This window comes from Geomesophilobacter sediminis, assembly GCF_016458275.1.
Lineage (GTDB): Bacteria > Desulfobacterota > Desulfuromonadia > Geobacterales > Geobacteraceae > Geomesophilobacter > Geomesophilobacter sediminis.
The window spans coordinates 271,217-288,319 of the sequence record NZ_JAEMHM010000001.1; the positions used below are offsets into that span (position 1 = coordinate 271,217).

Annotated in this window: 16 protein-coding genes; 8 read left to right on the plus strand and 8 right to left on the minus strand. The window is 61.8% G+C overall.

What is annotated here, in order from left to right; translation table 11 throughout:
- Nucleotides 1–123 precede the first annotated feature (123 nt).
- On the plus strand, nucleotides 124–1,179 hold the full coding sequence (locus JFN93_RS01155; protein ID WP_199382140.1) for a hypothetical protein: 1,056 nt from the start codon (nucleotides 124–126) through the stop codon (nucleotides 1,177–1,179).
- A gap of 162 nt (nucleotides 1,180–1,341) precedes the next feature.
- Here JFN93_RS01155 and JFN93_RS01160 read toward each other — a convergent pair whose 3' ends face one another.
- Both JFN93_RS01160 and JFN93_RS01165 read right to left on the minus strand, forming a co-directional pair.
- Nucleotides 1,342–1,518 (minus strand): hypothetical protein, encoded by a 177-nt coding sequence (locus tag JFN93_RS01160; RefSeq protein WP_199382141.1) that lies wholly within the window; start codon nucleotides 1,516–1,518, stop codon nucleotides 1,342–1,344.
- 122 nt (nucleotides 1,519–1,640) lie between these two features.
- On the minus strand, nucleotides 1,641–2,492 hold the full coding sequence (locus JFN93_RS01165; protein ID WP_199382142.1) for a polysaccharide deacetylase family protein: 852 nt from the start codon (nucleotides 2,490–2,492) through the stop codon (nucleotides 1,641–1,643).
- A gap of 166 nt (nucleotides 2,493–2,658) precedes the next feature.
- Between JFN93_RS01165 and JFN93_RS01170 the strand changes: the two genes are divergently transcribed.
- Complete coding sequence (locus JFN93_RS01170) at nucleotides 2,659–3,099, plus strand: thioredoxin family protein (RefSeq protein ID WP_199382143.1); 441 nt, start codon at nucleotides 2,659–2,661, stop codon at nucleotides 3,097–3,099.
- A 233-nt stretch (nucleotides 3,100–3,332) separates the two neighbouring features.
- Here the strand turns inward: JFN93_RS01170 and JFN93_RS01175 are convergent, their stop codons facing one another.
- On the minus strand, nucleotides 3,333–4,067 hold the full coding sequence (locus JFN93_RS01175; RefSeq protein ID WP_199382144.1) for an FKBP-type peptidyl-prolyl cis-trans isomerase: 735 nt from the start codon (nucleotides 4,065–4,067) through the stop codon (nucleotides 3,333–3,335).
- Nucleotides 4,068–4,136: 69 nt separating this feature from the next.
- A complete protein-coding gene (gene ligA / locus JFN93_RS01180) occupies nucleotides 4,137–6,143 on the minus strand; it encodes an NAD-dependent DNA ligase LigA (RefSeq protein ID WP_199382145.1) in 2,007 nt (668 codons plus the stop codon).
- Nucleotides 6,144–6,509: 366 nt separating this feature from the next.
- On the opposite strand from ligA, the gene JFN93_RS01185 reads away from it, so the two are divergent.
- The gene (locus tag JFN93_RS01185; protein ID WP_199382146.1) at nucleotides 6,510–8,546 is read left to right on the plus strand and encodes an ATP-dependent helicase; all 2,037 of its coding nucleotides are present in this window, start codon (nucleotides 6,510–6,512) and stop codon (nucleotides 8,544–8,546) included.
- A 1-nt stretch (nucleotide 8,547) separates the two neighbouring features.
- Here the strand turns inward: JFN93_RS01185 and JFN93_RS26005 are convergent, their stop codons facing one another.
- From JFN93_RS26005 to JFN93_RS01200, 3 genes are read right to left on the minus strand one after another with little or no spacing between them, the layout of a single operon-like run.
- Nucleotides 8,548–8,865, minus strand: coding sequence for a type II toxin-antitoxin system RelE/ParE family toxin (locus JFN93_RS26005; protein WP_199382147.1), 318 nt, complete (start codon nucleotides 8,863–8,865; stop codon nucleotides 8,548–8,550).
- Complete coding sequence (locus JFN93_RS01195; RefSeq protein WP_199382148.1) at nucleotides 8,834–9,073, minus strand: addiction module protein; 240 nt, start codon at nucleotides 9,071–9,073, stop codon at nucleotides 8,834–8,836. Before JFN93_RS01195 ends, JFN93_RS26005 begins: the two co-directional genes overlap by 32 nt.
- A 58-nt stretch (nucleotides 9,074–9,131) precedes the next feature.
- Complete coding sequence (locus JFN93_RS01200; RefSeq protein ID WP_199382149.1) at nucleotides 9,132–9,749, minus strand: peroxiredoxin; 618 nt, start codon at nucleotides 9,747–9,749, stop codon at nucleotides 9,132–9,134.
- A gap of 191 nt (nucleotides 9,750–9,940) precedes the next feature.
- Between JFN93_RS01200 and JFN93_RS01205 the strand changes: the two genes are divergently transcribed.
- The 5 genes from JFN93_RS01205 (at nucleotide 9,941) to JFN93_RS01225 (ending at nucleotide 16,399) form a co-directional block, all read left to right on the plus strand.
- A complete protein-coding gene (locus JFN93_RS01205; protein ID WP_199382150.1) occupies nucleotides 9,941–10,459 on the plus strand; it encodes a peptidylprolyl isomerase in 519 nt (172 codons plus the stop codon).
- A 323-nt stretch (nucleotides 10,460–10,782) separates the two neighbouring features.
- Nucleotides 10,783–12,549, plus strand: coding sequence for an ATP-binding protein (locus JFN93_RS01210; protein ID WP_199382151.1), 1,767 nt, complete (start codon nucleotides 10,783–10,785; stop codon nucleotides 12,547–12,549).
- Nucleotides 12,546–14,306, plus strand: a complete 1,761-nt coding sequence (locus tag JFN93_RS25415; RefSeq protein ID WP_236021472.1) for a sensor histidine kinase — start codon at nucleotides 12,546–12,548, stop codon at nucleotides 14,304–14,306. Before JFN93_RS01210 ends, JFN93_RS25415 begins: the two co-directional genes overlap by 4 nt.
- A gap of 4 nt (nucleotides 14,307–14,310) precedes the next feature.
- Nucleotides 14,311–14,685: a response regulator gene (locus JFN93_RS01220; RefSeq protein WP_199382152.1), complete on the plus strand. Its 375-nt coding sequence runs from the start codon at nucleotides 14,311–14,313 to the stop codon at nucleotides 14,683–14,685.
- A 46-nt stretch (nucleotides 14,686–14,731) separates the two neighbouring features.
- Nucleotides 14,732–16,399: a response regulator gene (locus tag JFN93_RS01225; RefSeq protein WP_199382153.1), complete on the plus strand. Its 1,668-nt coding sequence runs from the start codon at nucleotides 14,732–14,734 to the stop codon at nucleotides 16,397–16,399.
- 176 nt (nucleotides 16,400–16,575) lie between these two features.
- On the opposite strand, the gene JFN93_RS01230 is transcribed toward JFN93_RS01225, so the two are convergent.
- Entirely contained in the window at nucleotides 16,576–17,058 is a 483-nt protein-coding gene (locus tag JFN93_RS01230) for a hypothetical protein (RefSeq protein WP_199382154.1), read from the minus strand.
- Nucleotides 17,059–17,103 lie beyond the last annotated feature (45 nt).

Genomic DNA, 17,103 nt, shown 5'->3' on the forward strand with positions numbered 1-17,103 from the left:
CCACTACTGCCAGAGGGGGTTGTAATGCATTGTCTCAAGTTGCTGTCGTTTTCGTTACTCGCACTGTCATTGTCCGGCTGTTACATGGGATCGCCTCGGCAACTTACTCCGGAACAGATGGCCATGCGGGAGAAAGTCCTGGCAAGATACCTCGGGAAACAAAGCCGGGAACAGCAACCGGTGAATCAGCAGAAATCGGACGTCATGACCGAAGAGGCCTTTGCGGAAAAGATCGCCGCGCTTCCCAAACTCGACTCCGGCGTCCTCTTTGTCCGCAAGACCGACGGCTTCGAAGCCAACGGCAACCATTACACCGATCCGGAAGGGAAGATCGTCAAGTACGGCACCAACCCGGTGACCGGGGACGTGACCTACGTGGCGCAGGTTTCCCCCCAATCCTATGTCATCAAATTCATGCGGGTTGGGTCGGAGCCGCTTCTTCTGGCTACCGTCGACAAGCGGGGAAGCGACTACGCCATTACCACCGTTACCGGAAAGAAGATCACCGGTGAGACCCTGATTCCGCTCTCCCATGGGATCCTGGTGGGCAGGGGTACCACGGGTTTTCTGTACACCCCCGGCAAAGGGACTGCCAGCATCCCCGTCCCGGATGGCTTCACGGTCGCTCCCTTCCAAAACGGCGATGTCGAAGGGACCAAGTACGTGCTGCTCGAAAGAGTTCCGGTCGAAGGTCAGGTGGAGGGGGTGGTCAACGCCTTCAAAAACGTCGGGAGCGCCTTCGGCATCAGCAAGAAGGAGGACTACCTGCTGCTCAACTACGAGACCAGGAAGCAGGTCGCAATCGACGTATCGATGGATGATAAAAACGAAGGGAACTATTCCGGCTGCCGAAAGAAGAAGTTCGGCAACGTCTGTGACAAGGTGGAGTTCTTTGAAAGTCTCTTCGACAAGTACGGGATGCCCAACGCCGGGCACTACTACTGGCGTATTTCCTGGGCCAATACCAAGCTCGGCCCGGTAGCGGTCGTCACCGAAAACGGCATGACCAAGACGATCGCCGAGAACCTCGACACCGGCAACAAGGCCACGATCTTCAGCCGGGTGCTCGGCATCAACTATGTCATCGTCACCGAGCAGGCCGACGGCCGTATCGCGGCCGAAGCCAAGCTTGGCTTCAGCAAGGAAGTCATCGACGACATCACTACCAAATTCAACTGATCTCTTTCGAGCGATCAACGTTGAGGATGCAACGGGAAGGGCGCAGCCATGCTGCGCCCGCTCTCGCCGCTCCGGGGTCACCCGGAGAGTCCAGCTGAAAATGAAAAAGGCCCGCGAAAGCTGCGGGCCTTTTTGCATCTTGGGAATGAATCTTCGGTCGGTTCAGTCGCTCTTCTTGCCGTTGACCTTTTCGTAGAGCTCGATCTGTTCGGCGATGGAGAGCTTTTTCTTGCAGCCTTTTTCGCCGCGGCACATCCGGCAGCGGTCGTCGGAACACCACTGGCAGAAGGTGCAGTCGGGACAGGGATGCTTCTTGTCGTGCTCGGCGCCGTTGGGCATCTGCCAACCCCATACTCACCCGGTCCCTCCCCGGGAAGGGGAGGGACGTCGGGGAACCTTTTGTGCCTGGGCATTCCTCTCGTCTTCCGGTAGAGGGTGGAGTGACGGTAGGAACAGCCGGGTTAGTAGACGATGTTCCGTTTCGGCGCGGTGCCTTCTACGATGCGCGCGAAGTACTTGCCCTGGTCGGAGTTGATCAGCAGGTAGCGGGGCAGCTTCATCACGCTGTCGCGGGCGGTTGCATGGTGCGCCTCGATGGTAAAGGTCGCGATGTAACCGGCCTCGCCGGCCTTCTTGAGCAGGTAGTCGTCGTAGATCCCGAACGGCCAGGCAAGCATGTCGATCTTGTCGCCGAGCTGTTTTTCCAGCCGATCCTTCGATTTGGTCAGCTGGGTATGGACCGACTTCTCATACTCGGCCGGGGTCATTTTCTTCTTGTCCTTGCGGAAGTTCGGGTGCCAGAAGGTATGCGACTGGATGTCGAACAGACCGGTTTTCTTGAGGGTGCGGATCTGGTCCCAGGTCAGGGCGTATTTTGCGTTGGAGATGGCAGAGGGGTAGACGAACATGGTAACCGGGACGTTGTACTTCTTAACCAGCGGCAGCATGTCGCTGTAGACGCTCTTGTGCGCGTCATCTTCAACGATTACGACCGATTTCGGCGCGGGGGCCGGCCCTTTTTTCAGGTACCAGTTCACCAGGGCTCGCAGCGGGATGACCTTGTAGCCATTGTCGCGCAGGTACTTCAGGTGCTCCTCGAAAACCGAGGTCTTGATGGTCATGCCATCAACGACCGCCGGACCGAAGCGGTGGTAGAGCAGGATCGGTACGTTCACTCCCTGTGCGGTCGGCGCAGGGGCGGCCTTGGCAGCCTGGGGCGCTGCGTTTTGTGCCTGCGCCGAGAGTGCGAAGTAGGTAAGCGACGCCGCGACCATCGCGACGATCAGCAGGAGAGAGAGACGGCTTTTCTTCATGCGGGGAATCCTCCGGTAACTGCCCCTGCCAGGGGCCTTTTATAGTGGTCAATCCAGTACCATACCAGAAAGCGCCGGCGAGTGGAACGATAAATGACAGGAACAAACTCGGAGCGGAAACTGCTAGTATAGGGCTGGTGAATCAATAGGATAGGGGAGATCTCTCATGGCAGCATACATCGTAACTTGTGCCGAATGCGGGACGGCTAATCGTATCCCCGCGGAGAAGGAAGGCGTCGCCGGTAAATGCGGCAGCTGCAAGGCCCAGCTCCCGCCCTTGTACCTGCATCCGCAACAACTGGACGACCACAGCTTCGACCGATTCGTTGCCGGCTATCATGCGCCGGTGATCGCGGAGTTCTGGGCACCCTGGTGACCGCACTGCGTCTCACTCGCACCGGGCGTGCGAAAGGTGGCAGAACTTCTGGCGGGGAAAGCGGCGGTGGTGCAGGTCAATACCGACGAGAGTCCCGACACTTCGGCGCGTTTCGGAGTGCGCGGCATTCCGGCGCTTTTTCTGCTGCGACATGGAAAGGTTGTTGATCGCCTGACCGGCAATCAACCCGTTGACGCGATCATCGCGTGGTTCAACAAGCATCGGGGGTAGGGGGGGACCTTTGCGCTCCCAAGGTCGACCTTGGGAAACGAGGCAAAGGTGGACCTTGGGAACGAGGCAAAACGAGGCAAAACGAGGCGAGGTCAGCAAGCGGATGACGGTGGCGCCGCGTCCCCTCCCCTTCAAGGGGAGGGACAGGGTGAGGATGGGGTCCTAACCTGTTCCCACCCAGGAAAAGGGAGCGGACGTGGATCGACATCTTGAGGTTTCGCCCGGTAAAGGTGCTACTTGCTCTCCTTGCTCTCCGGGGCCGGTTTTACTTCGAGCAGCTCAATCTCGAAGACCAAGGTGGAGTTGGCCGGGATGGGGCCGGAACCGTACTCGCCGTAGGCGAGCGACGGGGGGCAGATCAGCCGCGCCTTTCCTCCGGTTTTCATTTTGGGCACCCCTTCCGTCCAGCAGGAGATCACGCCGTTCAGCGGAAACTCCGCCGGCTCGCCACGCTTGTACGAATTGTCGAACTCCTTCCCATCGATGAGGGTCCCCCGGTAGTGGACCTTCACCGTATCCCCCTGCTTCGGGCTCGGCCCGGTCCCCTCACGCAGCGATTTATACACCAGTCCCGATTCCGCCTTGATCGCCCCTTTTTCGGCGGCAGCCTTGGCAACGAATTCATCGGCCTGCGCAGAAAGCTTTTCACCCTGCGCGGCGCGGCGGGCATTGGCCAGGTCCCGGATCTGCCCGAGGTAGGGCTCCATGTTGGATACCGGGGTCTTCCCGGTCAATCCGTCCTGAAGTCCCTTCATGACCTGGCTCAGCTCGGCCGGGGACATGTCGAAGACCGAGAGCTGCCGGGCGACGGTGAGCCCCACCGCGTAGAATATCTCGTCTTTGGTGGGCTCGGCAGCCTTGGCTTCGGCGGCCGGCGGCGGTGTTGCGTTTGCCTTCGTGTCCTTGTCAGCGGCGAAGGCCGGTGCGGCAAGAAGCGTCACGATGGCAGCGACAATGAACTTGTGCATTATTCCTCCTGAGTTTTCATAACATGTGAATTTAAATGATGTTGATTGATACGGCGATGCTGCGGTCTGCTACTTCATCAGCTCCATGAATTCGTCCTCGGTCAGCACCTTCACCCCGAGCTGCCGGGCCTTTTCCAGCTTGCTTCCCGCCTCGGCGCCGGCGACGACGTAGTCGGTCTTCTTGGAGACCGATCCTGCCGCGTGGCCTCCTTCCGCCTCCACCATCCGCTTCGCTTCGTCACGGGTGAACCGGGTCAGCGCGCCGGTGAAGACGAAGGTCTTGCCGGTGAATTTCCCGCCCAGCGTCTTTTCCTCGACGGTCGGGGCGACCCCGTTTTGCTGCAACCGTTTGATCACCGCGCGGTTGTCGTCATTTTTGAAGAAGTCGACGATGCTCGCCGCGACCAGGGGGCCGACCTCGCGGACCGAGGTCAGTTCCTCCTCGCTCGCCTGCTCCAGATGTTCCATGCTGCCGAAGGCGCGGGCGAGGAGCTTCGCGGTGTGCTCACCGACGTTGCGGATTCCCAATGCATAGATGAGGCGGGAGAGATCCCGGGTCTTGGATGCCTCGATCGCGTTCAGGAGGTTATCGGCGAGCTTGTCACCCATCCGCTCGAACTTCATGAAGTCCTCGCGCTTGAGCTCGTAGATGTCGGCGACGTTCTGCACCAGGCCGAGACTCAAAAGCTGCTCGATGAACTTCTCGCCGAGCCCCTCGATGTCCATGGCCCGGCGCGACGCGAAGTGCTTGAGGGACTCGCGCAATTGCGCCGGACAGGCAAGGCCGATGCAGCGCACCGCCACCTCCCCGGGAATGCGAACCACCTCTCCGCCGCACTCGGGGCAGGTGGCGGGGATTTCCAGCGGGACCTCGGCGCCGGTCCGCTGGTCGGTGAGCACCTGCACCACCGCCGGGATGACGTCACCGGCCCGTTCCACGACCACGGTGTCGCCGGAGCGGACGTCCTTGCGCTGCATCTCCTCCCAGTTATGCAAGGTGGCCCGGGAGACGATGACCCCGGAAACCTCGACCGGTTTGAGGTGGGCCACCGGCGTGATCACCCCGGTCCGTCCGACTTGGGGGACGATCTGCTCGACCACGGTGATTGCCTGGCGCGGCGGGAACTTCCAGGCGATCGCCCAGCGCGGCGACCGGCTCTTCTCGCCCAGTTCGCGCTGCAGGGAAAAGGGATCGACCTTGACCACGACCCCGTCGATCTCGTACGGAAGCTCCTCCCGTCGCGCCATCATGTCCTCGTAGTAGGCGTGGACGGCGGCGATGCCGGAGACGCTGCGCACCAGGTCGTTCACCGGAAACCCCCAGGCGGGAATGGTCCGGAGGAATGCCCCTTGGGAGCCGAATTCGTAGCCGATCACCTCTCCGGGGGCGTAACAGAAAATGGAGAGCGGGCGCTTGGCGGTGATGCGGGAATCGAGCTGGCGCAGGCTTCCGGCGGCGGCGTTGCGCGGATTGGCGAACGGCGGTTCCCCGGCCTCCTGGCGTTCCTCGTTGAATTTCTGGAACGGGGCCAACGGGAGGTAAACCTCGCCGCGCACCACGAGCAACTCGGGAGGCTGCGGCGTTCTCAGCCGCAGGGGGATTGCCTTCACGGTCTTCAGGTTCTCGGTCACGTCCTCGCCGACGATCCCGTCGCCGCGGGTGGAGCCGACCGTGAAGAGCCCGTTCTCGTAGATCAACTCCACGGCAACGCCGTCCATCTTGGGCTCGCAGGTGTAGTCGATCTGCGCATCGCCGGCCAGACCCAGGAAACGTTTGATCCGGTCGTCGAAGTCCGTCATGTCGTCGGCGGTGAAGGCGTTTTCCAGCGAAAGCATCGGGGTCCGGTGGGCGACCGGGACGAACTTGTCCAGCGGCCGTCCGCCGACCCGGCGGGTCGGGGAATCGGGGAGAGCCAGTTCGGGATACGTTTCCTCCAGCTCCTTGAGTTCCTTGAAGAGCTGGTCGTATGCCGCGTCGGTGATTTCCGGTTGATCCTGTTCGTAGTAGAGGCGGTTATGCCGTTCGAGCTCGGCGCTGAGCTCGGCAATCCGGCGCGCCGCGTCCTGGTTCTCCATGCTGGTTCCTTCCCCAAAAAATTTTCGGCCGCACGGGGCGCGGTCGAAGCCACTCTTTATAGCATAGAGGCGGCCGGAAGGGAACCGCGGTGGCACGGATCTCGCCCCCTTGAAACAAAGCCGCGCATTTGGTAAATAAGATGCTCCCCCGGCAGCGAGCCCCGCAGATATCTCCCCGCCGCGTCGGTATTTTCCTTCCCTACATGCCAGGCTTTCAAGTCCCCCTTTGCGAAGAGGGATTTAGGGGGATTTGCTTTTAAGGTTTTGCCGAGGCAAATCCCCCCGACCCTCCTTTTGCAAAGGGGGGAGCCCCTGAGTTCGTTTTCCATTGTCCATTGTCCATTGTCCATTGCTTTTTGAGGTACCATGCTCGATCTTTCCCGTTTGAATCCCCAGCAGCTTGCCGCGGTGCAGCACACGGAAGGACCGCTTTTGGTCCTCGCCGGCGCCGGCTCCGGCAAGACCGGGGTCATCACCTACCGCATCGCCCATCTGATCCTGGACAAGAAGGTTCCGGGGGACCAGATCCTGGCGGTCACCTTTACCAACAAGGCGGCCAAGGAGATGAAGGAGCGGGTGCAGCACCTCGTGGGACGCAAGGGGTCCAAGGGGGTGGTCCTTTCCACCTTCCATTCCCTGGGGGTCCGCATCCTGAAACGGGACATCGAGCGCCTGGGTTACAAGAGGAACTTTTCCATCTATTCCACCGCCGACCAGGTCGGCCTGGTGCGCCAGATCGTGCGCGAGATCAACACCACCGACGTCAAGTACGACGCGGAGAAGATCATCTGGTGCATCTCCGGGGCGAAGAACAAGCTGATCCCTCCCGATAAGTACATCCCCTCCTTCGGCGACGACATCGACTTCATGGCGGCGCAGGTCTATCCGCGCTACCAGTCGGCGCTCAAGGCGTTCAACGCCATCGACTTCGACGACATCATCATGCTCACCGCCGAGCTTTTGCAGCACCATCCGGAGGTGCTCAAATACTGGCAGGAGCGCTTCCGGTACATCATGGTGGACGAGTACCAGGACACCAACTCCTCCCAGTACCTGCTGGTGAACCACCTGGCGGCGGGGTGGGGGAACCTCTGCGTGGTCGGGGACGACGACCAGTCGATCTACGGCTGGCGCGGCGCGGACGTCGGCAACATCCTCGATTTCGAGAAGGATTTCAAAGGGTGCCGCACCATCAAGCTGGAGCAGAACTACCGCTCCAAAGGGAACATCCTGGAGGCCGCCAACGCGGTGATCAGCAACAACAAGGTGCGCAAGGAGAAAAGGCTTTGGACCGCCGCCGGCTCCGGCCCTCCCATCGATCTCTGCATCGTGCAGGACGACGAGGAGGAGGCGACCTCGGTGGTGGAACGGATCCAACTGGAGCGCTTCAACCGGGATACCCCCTACAGCTCGTTCGCCATCCTCTACCGCACCAACGCCCAAAGCCGCGCCTTCGAGGAGCAGCTGCGCTTCGAGGACATCCCGTACGTTTTGATCGGCGGCACCCAGTTCTACGAACGCAAGGAGGTCAAGGATTCGCTCTCCTACCTCAAGGTGATCGCCAACCCGCTCGACGAGGTGGCGCTGCTGCGGATCGTGAACTTCCCCAAGCGGGGCATCGGCGACGGGACCGTGATCCGGATCAACCAGTGGTCCATCGAGCACGAGTGCCCGCTTTTCGAGGCCTTCGGGCGGGTCGCGGAGATCGAGGGGGTCGCGGAAGCTACCCGGGAGAAGGTGCTCGCCTTCCACCGCACCCTGCTCGACGCGGCGCAGGCCTTCGCCGCGGAGGGGGGGCTGGCGGAGAAGGGGGCGGAACTATTCAAGAAGCTCAAGATCGAAGAGGAGATCTTCCGCACCATCGACGACGCGGCGGCCGCGCGGCGCAAGGTGGAGAACGTCGAGCAGATCATCAACTCGATGGCCGGTTACGCGGAGCGGATTCCCAACCCGACGCTGTCCGGATTTCTGGAGAAGGTCTCCCTGATGGACGAAGACCGCTTCAGCGGCAAGGACAAGAAGGATCACGGCCGCGACGCGGTGACGCTGATGTCGCTGCATTCCAGCAAGGGGCTGGAGTTTCCCTTTGTCTTTTTGGTGGGGCTGGAGGACGAGATCCTGCCGCATCGGCGGGCGATCTACGAGGACTTCACCGTGGACGAGGAACGGCGGCTTTGCTACGTGGGGATCACCCGGGCCAGGGAACAGCTGGTAATGACCCGGGCACTCTACCGGAAGAAGTACGGCAAGCTGCAGGAGCGGATACCTTCGCGGTTTTTGGAGGAGTTTCCGGCTTCAGTCCTTAATGTGCAGCAAAGCGGTGTAGTGAAGGAGACGTCGCCGGAGGAAGAGGTAAAAAGCGCGGAGAACTTCTTTTCGAAGATGAAGGAGATGTTTGGGTAGTTCAGGATCGATGCTTCCAGTAGCCGTGGCGGCGACCGTGATGAGCTACCGCCATTATGACAATTTCAGCGTCACCAATGCGACAGATGATGGCAAAAGGAAACCGCCTGAGCAGAACCCGGCCAGTACGCCGGCGTGGCGAGAGCCACCGATGTGGAGCCTCTACGAGCAGTTCAAAAGAACGGTCGAATTCGCGCTCGAAACTCTCCGCCAAATGCTCCGCCCGTTCGGCATACCATTCGAAAGCCTCAGCATAGTCTTCGATCGCTTCAGGGTGAAAGGTGACTTCATACTTTGTTCTTGACCCGCTGTCTGGCATATGCTTTGACCTCTGCCCAAGGGACCGTAGTTACCCGCCCCTCATCTAGATCCAGCATGCGTCTATCCAATTCAGCAGCCCATTCTGCATTGATTGCCGCTTCGTCTTCAGGCTCTAAAGACACTAAAAGCTCATCCACCAGTCTTGCCCGCTCGTCGTAAGGCAACTGCAGAGCCTCGGTGATTATCTGATCAAACTTGTCGCTCATTACTGATACACCTCCAATGCCGTATGCTAGAGCAGTGCAAATATCATTGCAAGACCGATTACTTGGACGGCCCCAATGTCCGCTGCCCCGGTTTCCATCCCAGCGGACAGAGCGAGCCGGTCTGCAGCGCCTCCAGCACCCGCAGGGTCTCGTCGACGTTGCGCCCCACATCCAGGTTGTGTACCACCTGGTACTGCAGCACTCCCTCCGGATCGATGATGTAAAGGGCCCTAAGCGCCACCCCTTCCTTCTCGTCCAGGCACCCGTACCGGGCCGCCACTTCCTTCTTCACGTCCGCCGCCAGCGGGATCTTCAGCTCGCCGAGATCGCCCCGCTTCACCCAGGCGAGGTGGGAGAACTTGTTGTCGGTGGAGGCGCCGATCACCTCGGCGTTGAGCTTTTTGAACTCGCCCGCCGCTTCGCTGAACCCCTTGATCTCGGTCGGACAGACAAAGGTGAAATCGGCGGGATAGAAGAAGAGGACGACCCACTTGCCGTGCAGGCTTTTCAGGTCGACGGTACCGAACTCTTTTCCCGGGGCGGTGGAGACGAGCGCATCCAGGGCGAACTCCGGCGCTTGCTGGCCGACCTTGGCCGGCGGCTGGCAGGCGGGCTGGGCCGAGGCGCTCAGCGGGATCGCCAGGGCAAGAAGTAACAGCAGCAGATATCGTTTCATCGGATCCTCCGAAAGCAAAAATGTTCCTCTGCGTCCCTCCGCGCCCTCTGCGGTGCGCTTTCAAATGACGTAGGGTCAGAATATACCTGCCGGTGCCGGCTTTGCAATGAGAGTGTGCGCCGACTTGCCGCTCTCTCATTTGTATGCTAAAAGAGAGGGCCGATCAAAAATCAATAAGGAGCGACGCAAACATGACTGAAGAAAAAAATCCGCAGGTCATTATGGAAACCTCTATGGGTACCGTGAAGATCGAGCTTTTTAAGGACAAGGCCCCCATTTCGGTGCGTAACTTCCTTTCCTACGTGAAGGAGAACTACTACGACGGGCTCATCTTCCACCGGGTCATCAAGGAGTTCATGATCCAGGGGGGCGGGCTGGACGAGAACATGAACCCGAAGAAGACCAAGTTCGCCATCAAGAACGAAGCGACCAACGGCCTGAAAAACGTCCGCGGCACCCTCGCCATGGCCCGCACCAGCATGGTCGACAGCGCCACCTCCCAGTTCTTCATCAACGTTGTCGATAACGCCTTCCTGGACCACTCCGGCAAGACCCCGGACCGTTTCGGCTACGCCGTCTTCGGGCAGGTGATCGAAGGTATGGACGTCGTCGACCAGATCCGCGCCGTCAAGACCGGCAACAAGGGCGGTCACCAGGACGTTCCGGTCGAGCCGGTGGTCATCAACTCGATCCGGCCCGTGGAAGAGTAGATCCCGCTCCCGCAGCACCGATTCATCCCCAAAAGCCCCCGGCACTCCCCGGGGGCTTTTTGTTTTTCCGTTCGCCACTTCGCAAGGTGGGAGCCCTCTGCCCACCGGTACCGGTTCCGGACGCTCAATCCAAATCTGCGTTACACGGCAAGCCTCAGAGTTTTTGCTCACAGTCGGTCGTATGACTGTCAAAGCCGGTACCCGCCGGGGGCTTCGAACCATGCTTTTCCCGTGCAACACAACAATAACGCTCGCCAAATTCACTCAAAAGTGCTAAATAAAGTCGTGCTAATTCGCTGCGGCTTATTGCGAAGAGGAATCGTATGTCGGGAGCTGTCAACCACCACAAGGCTTACATTCCTTTCCTTCGCCCGGCTCCCGTCTTTCATCCTTTCCGCTGCCTTTCCTTTCTGCTGCTACTGCTCATTACACTCCCTGACCTTGCCCATGCCGTATCGCGCAACGTCTCGGTCGGCATCTATGAGAATGCCCCCAAGGTATTTACCTCCACCACCGGCAAACCGGCCGGTATCTTCGTCGAGATCATCGAAAACATCGCCAAGGCCGAAGGCTGGAACCTGCGCTATGTCCCCGGGACCTGGGCCGAAGGGCTGGACCGGCTCTCCAGGGGAGAGATCGACCTGATGCCCGACGTGGCGTACACCACGGAGCGGGACCGGATCTACGCCTTCCACAAGATCCCGGTCCTTTCGGTCTGGTCCCAGGTATACGCGCGGAAAGGGAGCGGCATCCAGTCGCTTCTGGATCTCAACGGCAAGCGGATCGCCGCCCTGGAAAACACCATCCAACTGGAGACCTTCACCCGCCTCACCAACAGCTTCGGCTTGAAATTCACCCTCATCCCGGTGCCGAACTACCAGACCGAGTTCCAGATGGTGGCCGACAACCGGGCCGACGCCGGTCTCACCAACCGGCTCTACGGGCTGATGTACGCGCGCAAGTACGGTTTGGAGGACACCCCGGTCATGTTCGACCCGGCCCCCTTTTTCTTTGCGGCTCCGAAGGAGAAGGGGGATTTGCTGGCGGTCATCGACCGGCATCTGGCGGAGATGAAGAAGGACCCGCGTTCCGCGTACTATGCGGCAATGAAAAGGTGGACCAGCGATGAGGTGGAGTTCAAGCTCCCGGCCTGGCTGCAGGTCTCCGCGCTGGTCTTGGGGAGCGTGCTGGTGATGAGCGTGGTGGGTGGGTTCGTGCTCAAGCACCAGGTAAACGCGCGGACCGCGGAGCTGGCGCTGATGAACCGGGAGATGGAACGGCGGATCGACGAGCGGACCCTGACCCTCAAGGAGACCAACGAGAAGCTCCGTGCCGCCCTGGAGGACCTCGAAGATGCCAAGGAACGCGCCGAGCAGGCGGACCGGCTGAAATCGGCGTTTCTGGCGACGATGTCCCACGAGCTGCGCACGCCGCTCAACTCGATCATCGGCTTCACCGGGATCCTGCAGCAGGGGCTCGGGGGACCGGTGAACGAGGAGCAGAAGAAGCAGCTCGCGATGGTGCGCAAAAGCTCCGACCATCTCCTGGCCCTGATCAGCGACGTGCTCGACATCTCCAAGATCGAGGCGGGGCAACTGCGCGTGGAATCGGAAACCTTTCATCTGGCCGAATCGATCCGCAAGGTGGAGCAGGCGGTACGCCCGCTGGCCGAGAAGAAGGGGTTGGAGCTCTACCTGGACCTTTCCGGGGATGTCGGTCCGGTGACCGGAGACGCCCGGAGGGTGGAACAGATCCTGTTCAACCTGCTGAGCAACTCGATCAAGTTCACCGAGCAGGGCTCGGTCACCGTCCGCAGCAGACGCGACGGGGATTTCCTGGTCACCTGCGTCGCGGACACCGGGATCGGCATCAAGGAAGCGGACCTCGATCGGCTGTTCCAGCCCTTCCAGCAGATCGATACCGGGTTGAACCGCAAGTACGAGGGGACCGGCCTGGGACTCTCCATCTGCAAGAAACTGGTCGAGCTGATGGGCGGGACGATCCGGGTGGAAAGCGCGCCGGGGCGCGGAACCAGCTTCACCTTTACGCTGCCGGTCCGTCCGCCCGGAGCCGACGGAGTTGCCGCATGAGCCGGAGCCGTTTTTTCGCGTCGTCTTTGCTGCACAACCTGGCGGTTGCGCTTGCCTACCTGGCGACGGCCAAACTGGGCTTTCTGCTGGCCCTGGAACAGACCAACGCGACCGCGGTGTGGGCTCCGACCGGAATCGCGCTGGCGGCCTGCCTGCAGTTCGGCTACCGGGTCTGGCCCGGGGTGTTCGTGGGAGCGCTGGCGGCCAACCTGCTGCTCCTTGCCGGGGCGCCGACGGCGTCGGCGGCGACCCTGCTGGTGGCCGGCGTCACCGCGCTGGGAAACACGCTGGAGGCCCTGGCCGGAGGCTTCCTGGTGCGGCGCTGCATCGGGAACGAGGACCCCTTCGCCGGCACCCGATACGCCTCCTGCTTCATCATCCTGGGCGCCCTGGCCAGCCCGCTTCTGAGCGCCACCATCGGCACCGCGGCCTTCTCGAGCTACTCCGGCGACTGGTCGCGCAGCGGCCAGATGTGCCTCACCTGGTGGCTGGGGGATGCGGTCGGCGCCCTCGTGGTGACGCCCCTTTTATTGACCTGGGAAGGGCGTCCCACTTCGCGCTGGAGCGCGGCCAAAGCAGGGGAAGCGCTGCTCCTGGTGCTCCTTTTGTTCCTGGTCGAGGCGGTGGTTTTCGGGAAAAACCTGCCGCTCGAGTACCTGGTCTTCCCGGTGCTGTTCTGGACCGCCTTCCGTTTCGGGCGTTTCGAGACGGCGGTCCTGGTGGCCCTGGTGATGGTGAGCTTCTTGATCTGGACCGTGAACGGGCGGGGCCCGTTCACCGGGTACCCGCTGAACGGCGCACTCCTCTTGCTGCAGTCCTACTTCGGCGTCGCCGCGGCCTCGACGCTTCTTTTGTCGACCCTGATCACCGCCCGCAACCGGGCCGAGGAGCGCCTGCGCGAATACCAGGACGGCCTTGCCCGGCTGGTGGACGAGCGCACCGCCGAGCTGCGGCGCACCCTGGACGAACTGGCCCAGGCCAAGGAACATGCCGAGTTCGCCGACCAGCTGAAATCGGCGTTTTTGGCCACCATGTCTCATGAATTGCGCACCCCGCTCAACTCCATCATCGGCTTCAGCGGGATCCTCCTGCAAAAGCTGGCCGGCCCGCTCAATGCCGAACAGGAAAAGCAGCTGGGACTGGTGCGCAACAGCGCCAACCATCTCCTGGCCCTGATCGGCGACATCCTCGACATCTCCAAGATCGAGGCGGGGCAGCTGACCATCACCTGCGAGACCTTCGCCTACGGCGAGCTGATCCGCAAGGCGGTGCACACCATCCGGCCGCTGGCGGAGAAGAAGGGGCTCGCGCTGTCGGTGCAGCTTTCCGAGGAGGTCGCTGCCATGACCGGCGATCTGCGCCGGGTGGAGCAGGTACTGCTGAACCTCTTGAGCAATGCGGTGAAATTTACCGAAAAGGGGGAGATCACCGTTACCTGCGAACGCGAGGGTGCCCTGTACCGTACCACGGTGCGCGACACCGGCATCGGCATCGCCGCCGAGGAACTGGAGGTGCTGTTCAAGCCGTTTCGGCAGGTGGACAGCGGGCTCAGCCGCAAATACGAGGGGACCGGGCTGGGGCTGTCGATCTGCAAGAAGCTGGTGGATCTGATGGGGGGGCGCATCAGCGTCGAAAGCCGGCGCGGGGAGGGGAGTTCCTTCACCTTCCTCCTTCCGGCGCAAGGCAACCCCTTCGCGGCGCCCCCGATCGAACCGGGGCTGCCCGCCGGGACACCGCAACCAACCTGTGAGGTATGAAGCGATGAAAAAGAAGGTCCTGTACATCGAGGACAACGAGCAGAACCTCTACCTGATCCAGTTCATCCTGGAGAAAAACGGCTACGAGTTCTCATCCGCCACCGACGGCAGGGAAGGGATCGAGCTCGCCGTCCGCTCCAAGCCGGACCTGATCCTGCTCGACATCCAGCTTCCCCGCATGGACGGCTACACCGTGGCGCGGCACCTGCGGGCCCATCCCGACCTGGCCCAGGTGCCGATCGTGGCGGTGACTTCATATGCCATGGCCGGAGACCGGGACAAGGCGCTCGCCTCCGGATGCAGCGGTTACATAGAAAAGCCGATCAATCCCGATACCTTCATCCAGCAGATGGAGGCGCATCTCGGGACGCCGGCGTGACGGGAACTCCGGCACCGATTCGGGCCAACGACACAGGGGAATTGACATGCAGAGGGTTTTGATCGTCGACGACATGCCGGACAACCTCTACTACCTCGAGGTGCTCCTCAAGGGAAACGGCTACGAGCCGGTTTCCGCCTTAAACGGCGCCGAGGCGCTCGCCGCGGCCCGGTCGGCGCCACCGGACCTGGTGATCAGCGACATCCTGATGCCGGTGATGGACGGCTACGCCCTGTGCCGGGAATGGCGCGCCGACCAGAGCTTGCAGGCGATCCCCTTCATCTTCTACACCGCCACGTTCACCGAAAAACAGGACGAGGAGCTTGCCTTGAGCCTGGGGGCGGACCGCTTCCTGGTCAAGCCGCAGGACCCCGAGGTGCTGATGACCGAGATCGCCCGGGTGCTTGCCGCCAGCCAGGAGAAGAGTTCGGCTGCCGACGGGCTGTCCGATGAGATGCGGCTGCTCAAGGATTACAACGAGGCCCTTTTCCGCAAGCTGAGCAAGAAGGTGGGGGAACTGGAGCGGGCCAACAGCGAGCTGAGCCAGCGGATCGAGGAGCAAAAAAGGCTGGAGGATGCGCTGCGCCAGGCGCAGAAAATGGAGGCGATCGGGCGCTTTGCCGCCGGGGTCGCCCACGACTTCAACAACATCCTGACGGTGATCTTCGGCTACGGCGGGATCATGCGCATGAGCGACACCCTGCAGGACGACATGCGGGAAAAGCTGGACCGCATCCTGGAGGCAGCGGAGCGGGCGGGAAGCCTGGCGTCGACCCTGCTCACCTTCAGCCGCAAGCAACCGATCCGGCTGGAGCGGCTCGATCTGAACCGCACGGTTGCCGGGGTGGAAAGCTTCCTGCGCCGGGTCATCGGCAACGGGATCGACCTGCAGGTGGCCGCACATCCCGGGCCGCTGCCGGTCCTGGCCGACAAGGGGAATCTGGAGCAGGTCTTGATGAACCTTGCCGCCAACGCGCGCGATGCCATGCCCCGCGGTGGGACCCTTTCCATCGGGACCTCCCGTTTGATCATCGACGACGCATTCGTCCGCTGCCACGGGTTCGGTGTCCCGGGAGAGTACGTCGAGCTGTGGGTCTCGGACACCGGTGTCGGGATGGACCCGGCTACCTGCCGGCAGATCTTCGAACCGTTTTTCACCACCAAGAAGAGTAACGGGACCGGGCTGGGACTCTCCATCGTCTACGGACTGGTTCAGCAGCATAAGGGGCACATCAGGGTGGAGAGCGAGCCGGAGCGCGGCACCTCCTTCCATATCCTGCTGCCGCTGGCCGAAGAGGGGCGCAGCTTCGAGCCGGCGGAGGCGTCCCAGGACCGCCTGCCCCGGGGTGGGGAGACCATCCTGGTGGTCGACGACGAGCCGCAGATCCGCGATTATCTCGAGATGTTTTTGACTACGATGGGGTACCGCGTCTACGTCGCCGGGGACGGGAAGGAGGCCGTACGTCTGTTCCGCCTGAAGGAGGGGGAGATCGACCTGGTGCTGATGGACGTGATCATGCCGCACAAGATCGGCCGGGAGGCCGGGATCGAGATCCGGAACCTGAAACCCGACGCGAAAATCCTGTTCATGAGCGGCTACTCCGTGGATGTGGTCCGGGCGCGGGATCTGCTGCTGGAAGGAGCGGAGATGATCGTGAAGCCGCTCACCCCGACCAACGTCGCCAAGAAGGTACGGGAAGTGCTGGATCCATGACCAGTCAATTTGCGGCTCTTCACGTCGGGTCCCTCCCCCTTCCGGGGGGCACCGGTGGCGGGGGGGGCCGTGAGCTGCGACTTAAACCCCATCCTCACCCCGGCCCTCTCCTTGAAGGAGAGGGGGTAAAGCGCGAGCTTGCGACGGACCGGTGGGGGACGGGGTTCTCTGGACGCTTACAAGACCGCATAGCCGAGCGCCGGGGTGACCCCCTCGATCGGGACCGTATCGTTTCCCACCACCGCCCAGGCGGAAAAATGCGTTACCGTGAAGGCCGCTGCCGTCGGCGTCGCGCCGGGGCTGACTTGGCAGGCGACGTTGACCAGCTCGCCGACCGTCAATCCGGCAGCGTTACTGGCGATGATGGTGACGGTGGCCGGCGTCGAGGCACCGGCGGCAACGTATCTGCCCCCCACCAAGGTTCCCGCGACCTTGGGAACGATGACCCCGTCGGCCACCGCCCCGGTCGCATCGGCCGCCACCGTGACCCCGGCCGGTAGCTGTACGGTCAGTTCCACCCCATAGACCACGGTGCTCGACAGGGCCGCCCGCGTTGCCACCTCGATGGTCGGCGTCGGAGCATCGGCCACCCCGCCTCCCCCGCCGCAGCCGGCAATCAGTGCCGTCCCTACCAAGAGTAACAGCAGTGCCTTTTTCATTTTTTCCCTCCCGGTCAACAGGTACTCGGCTGACTTTTAGCTCGA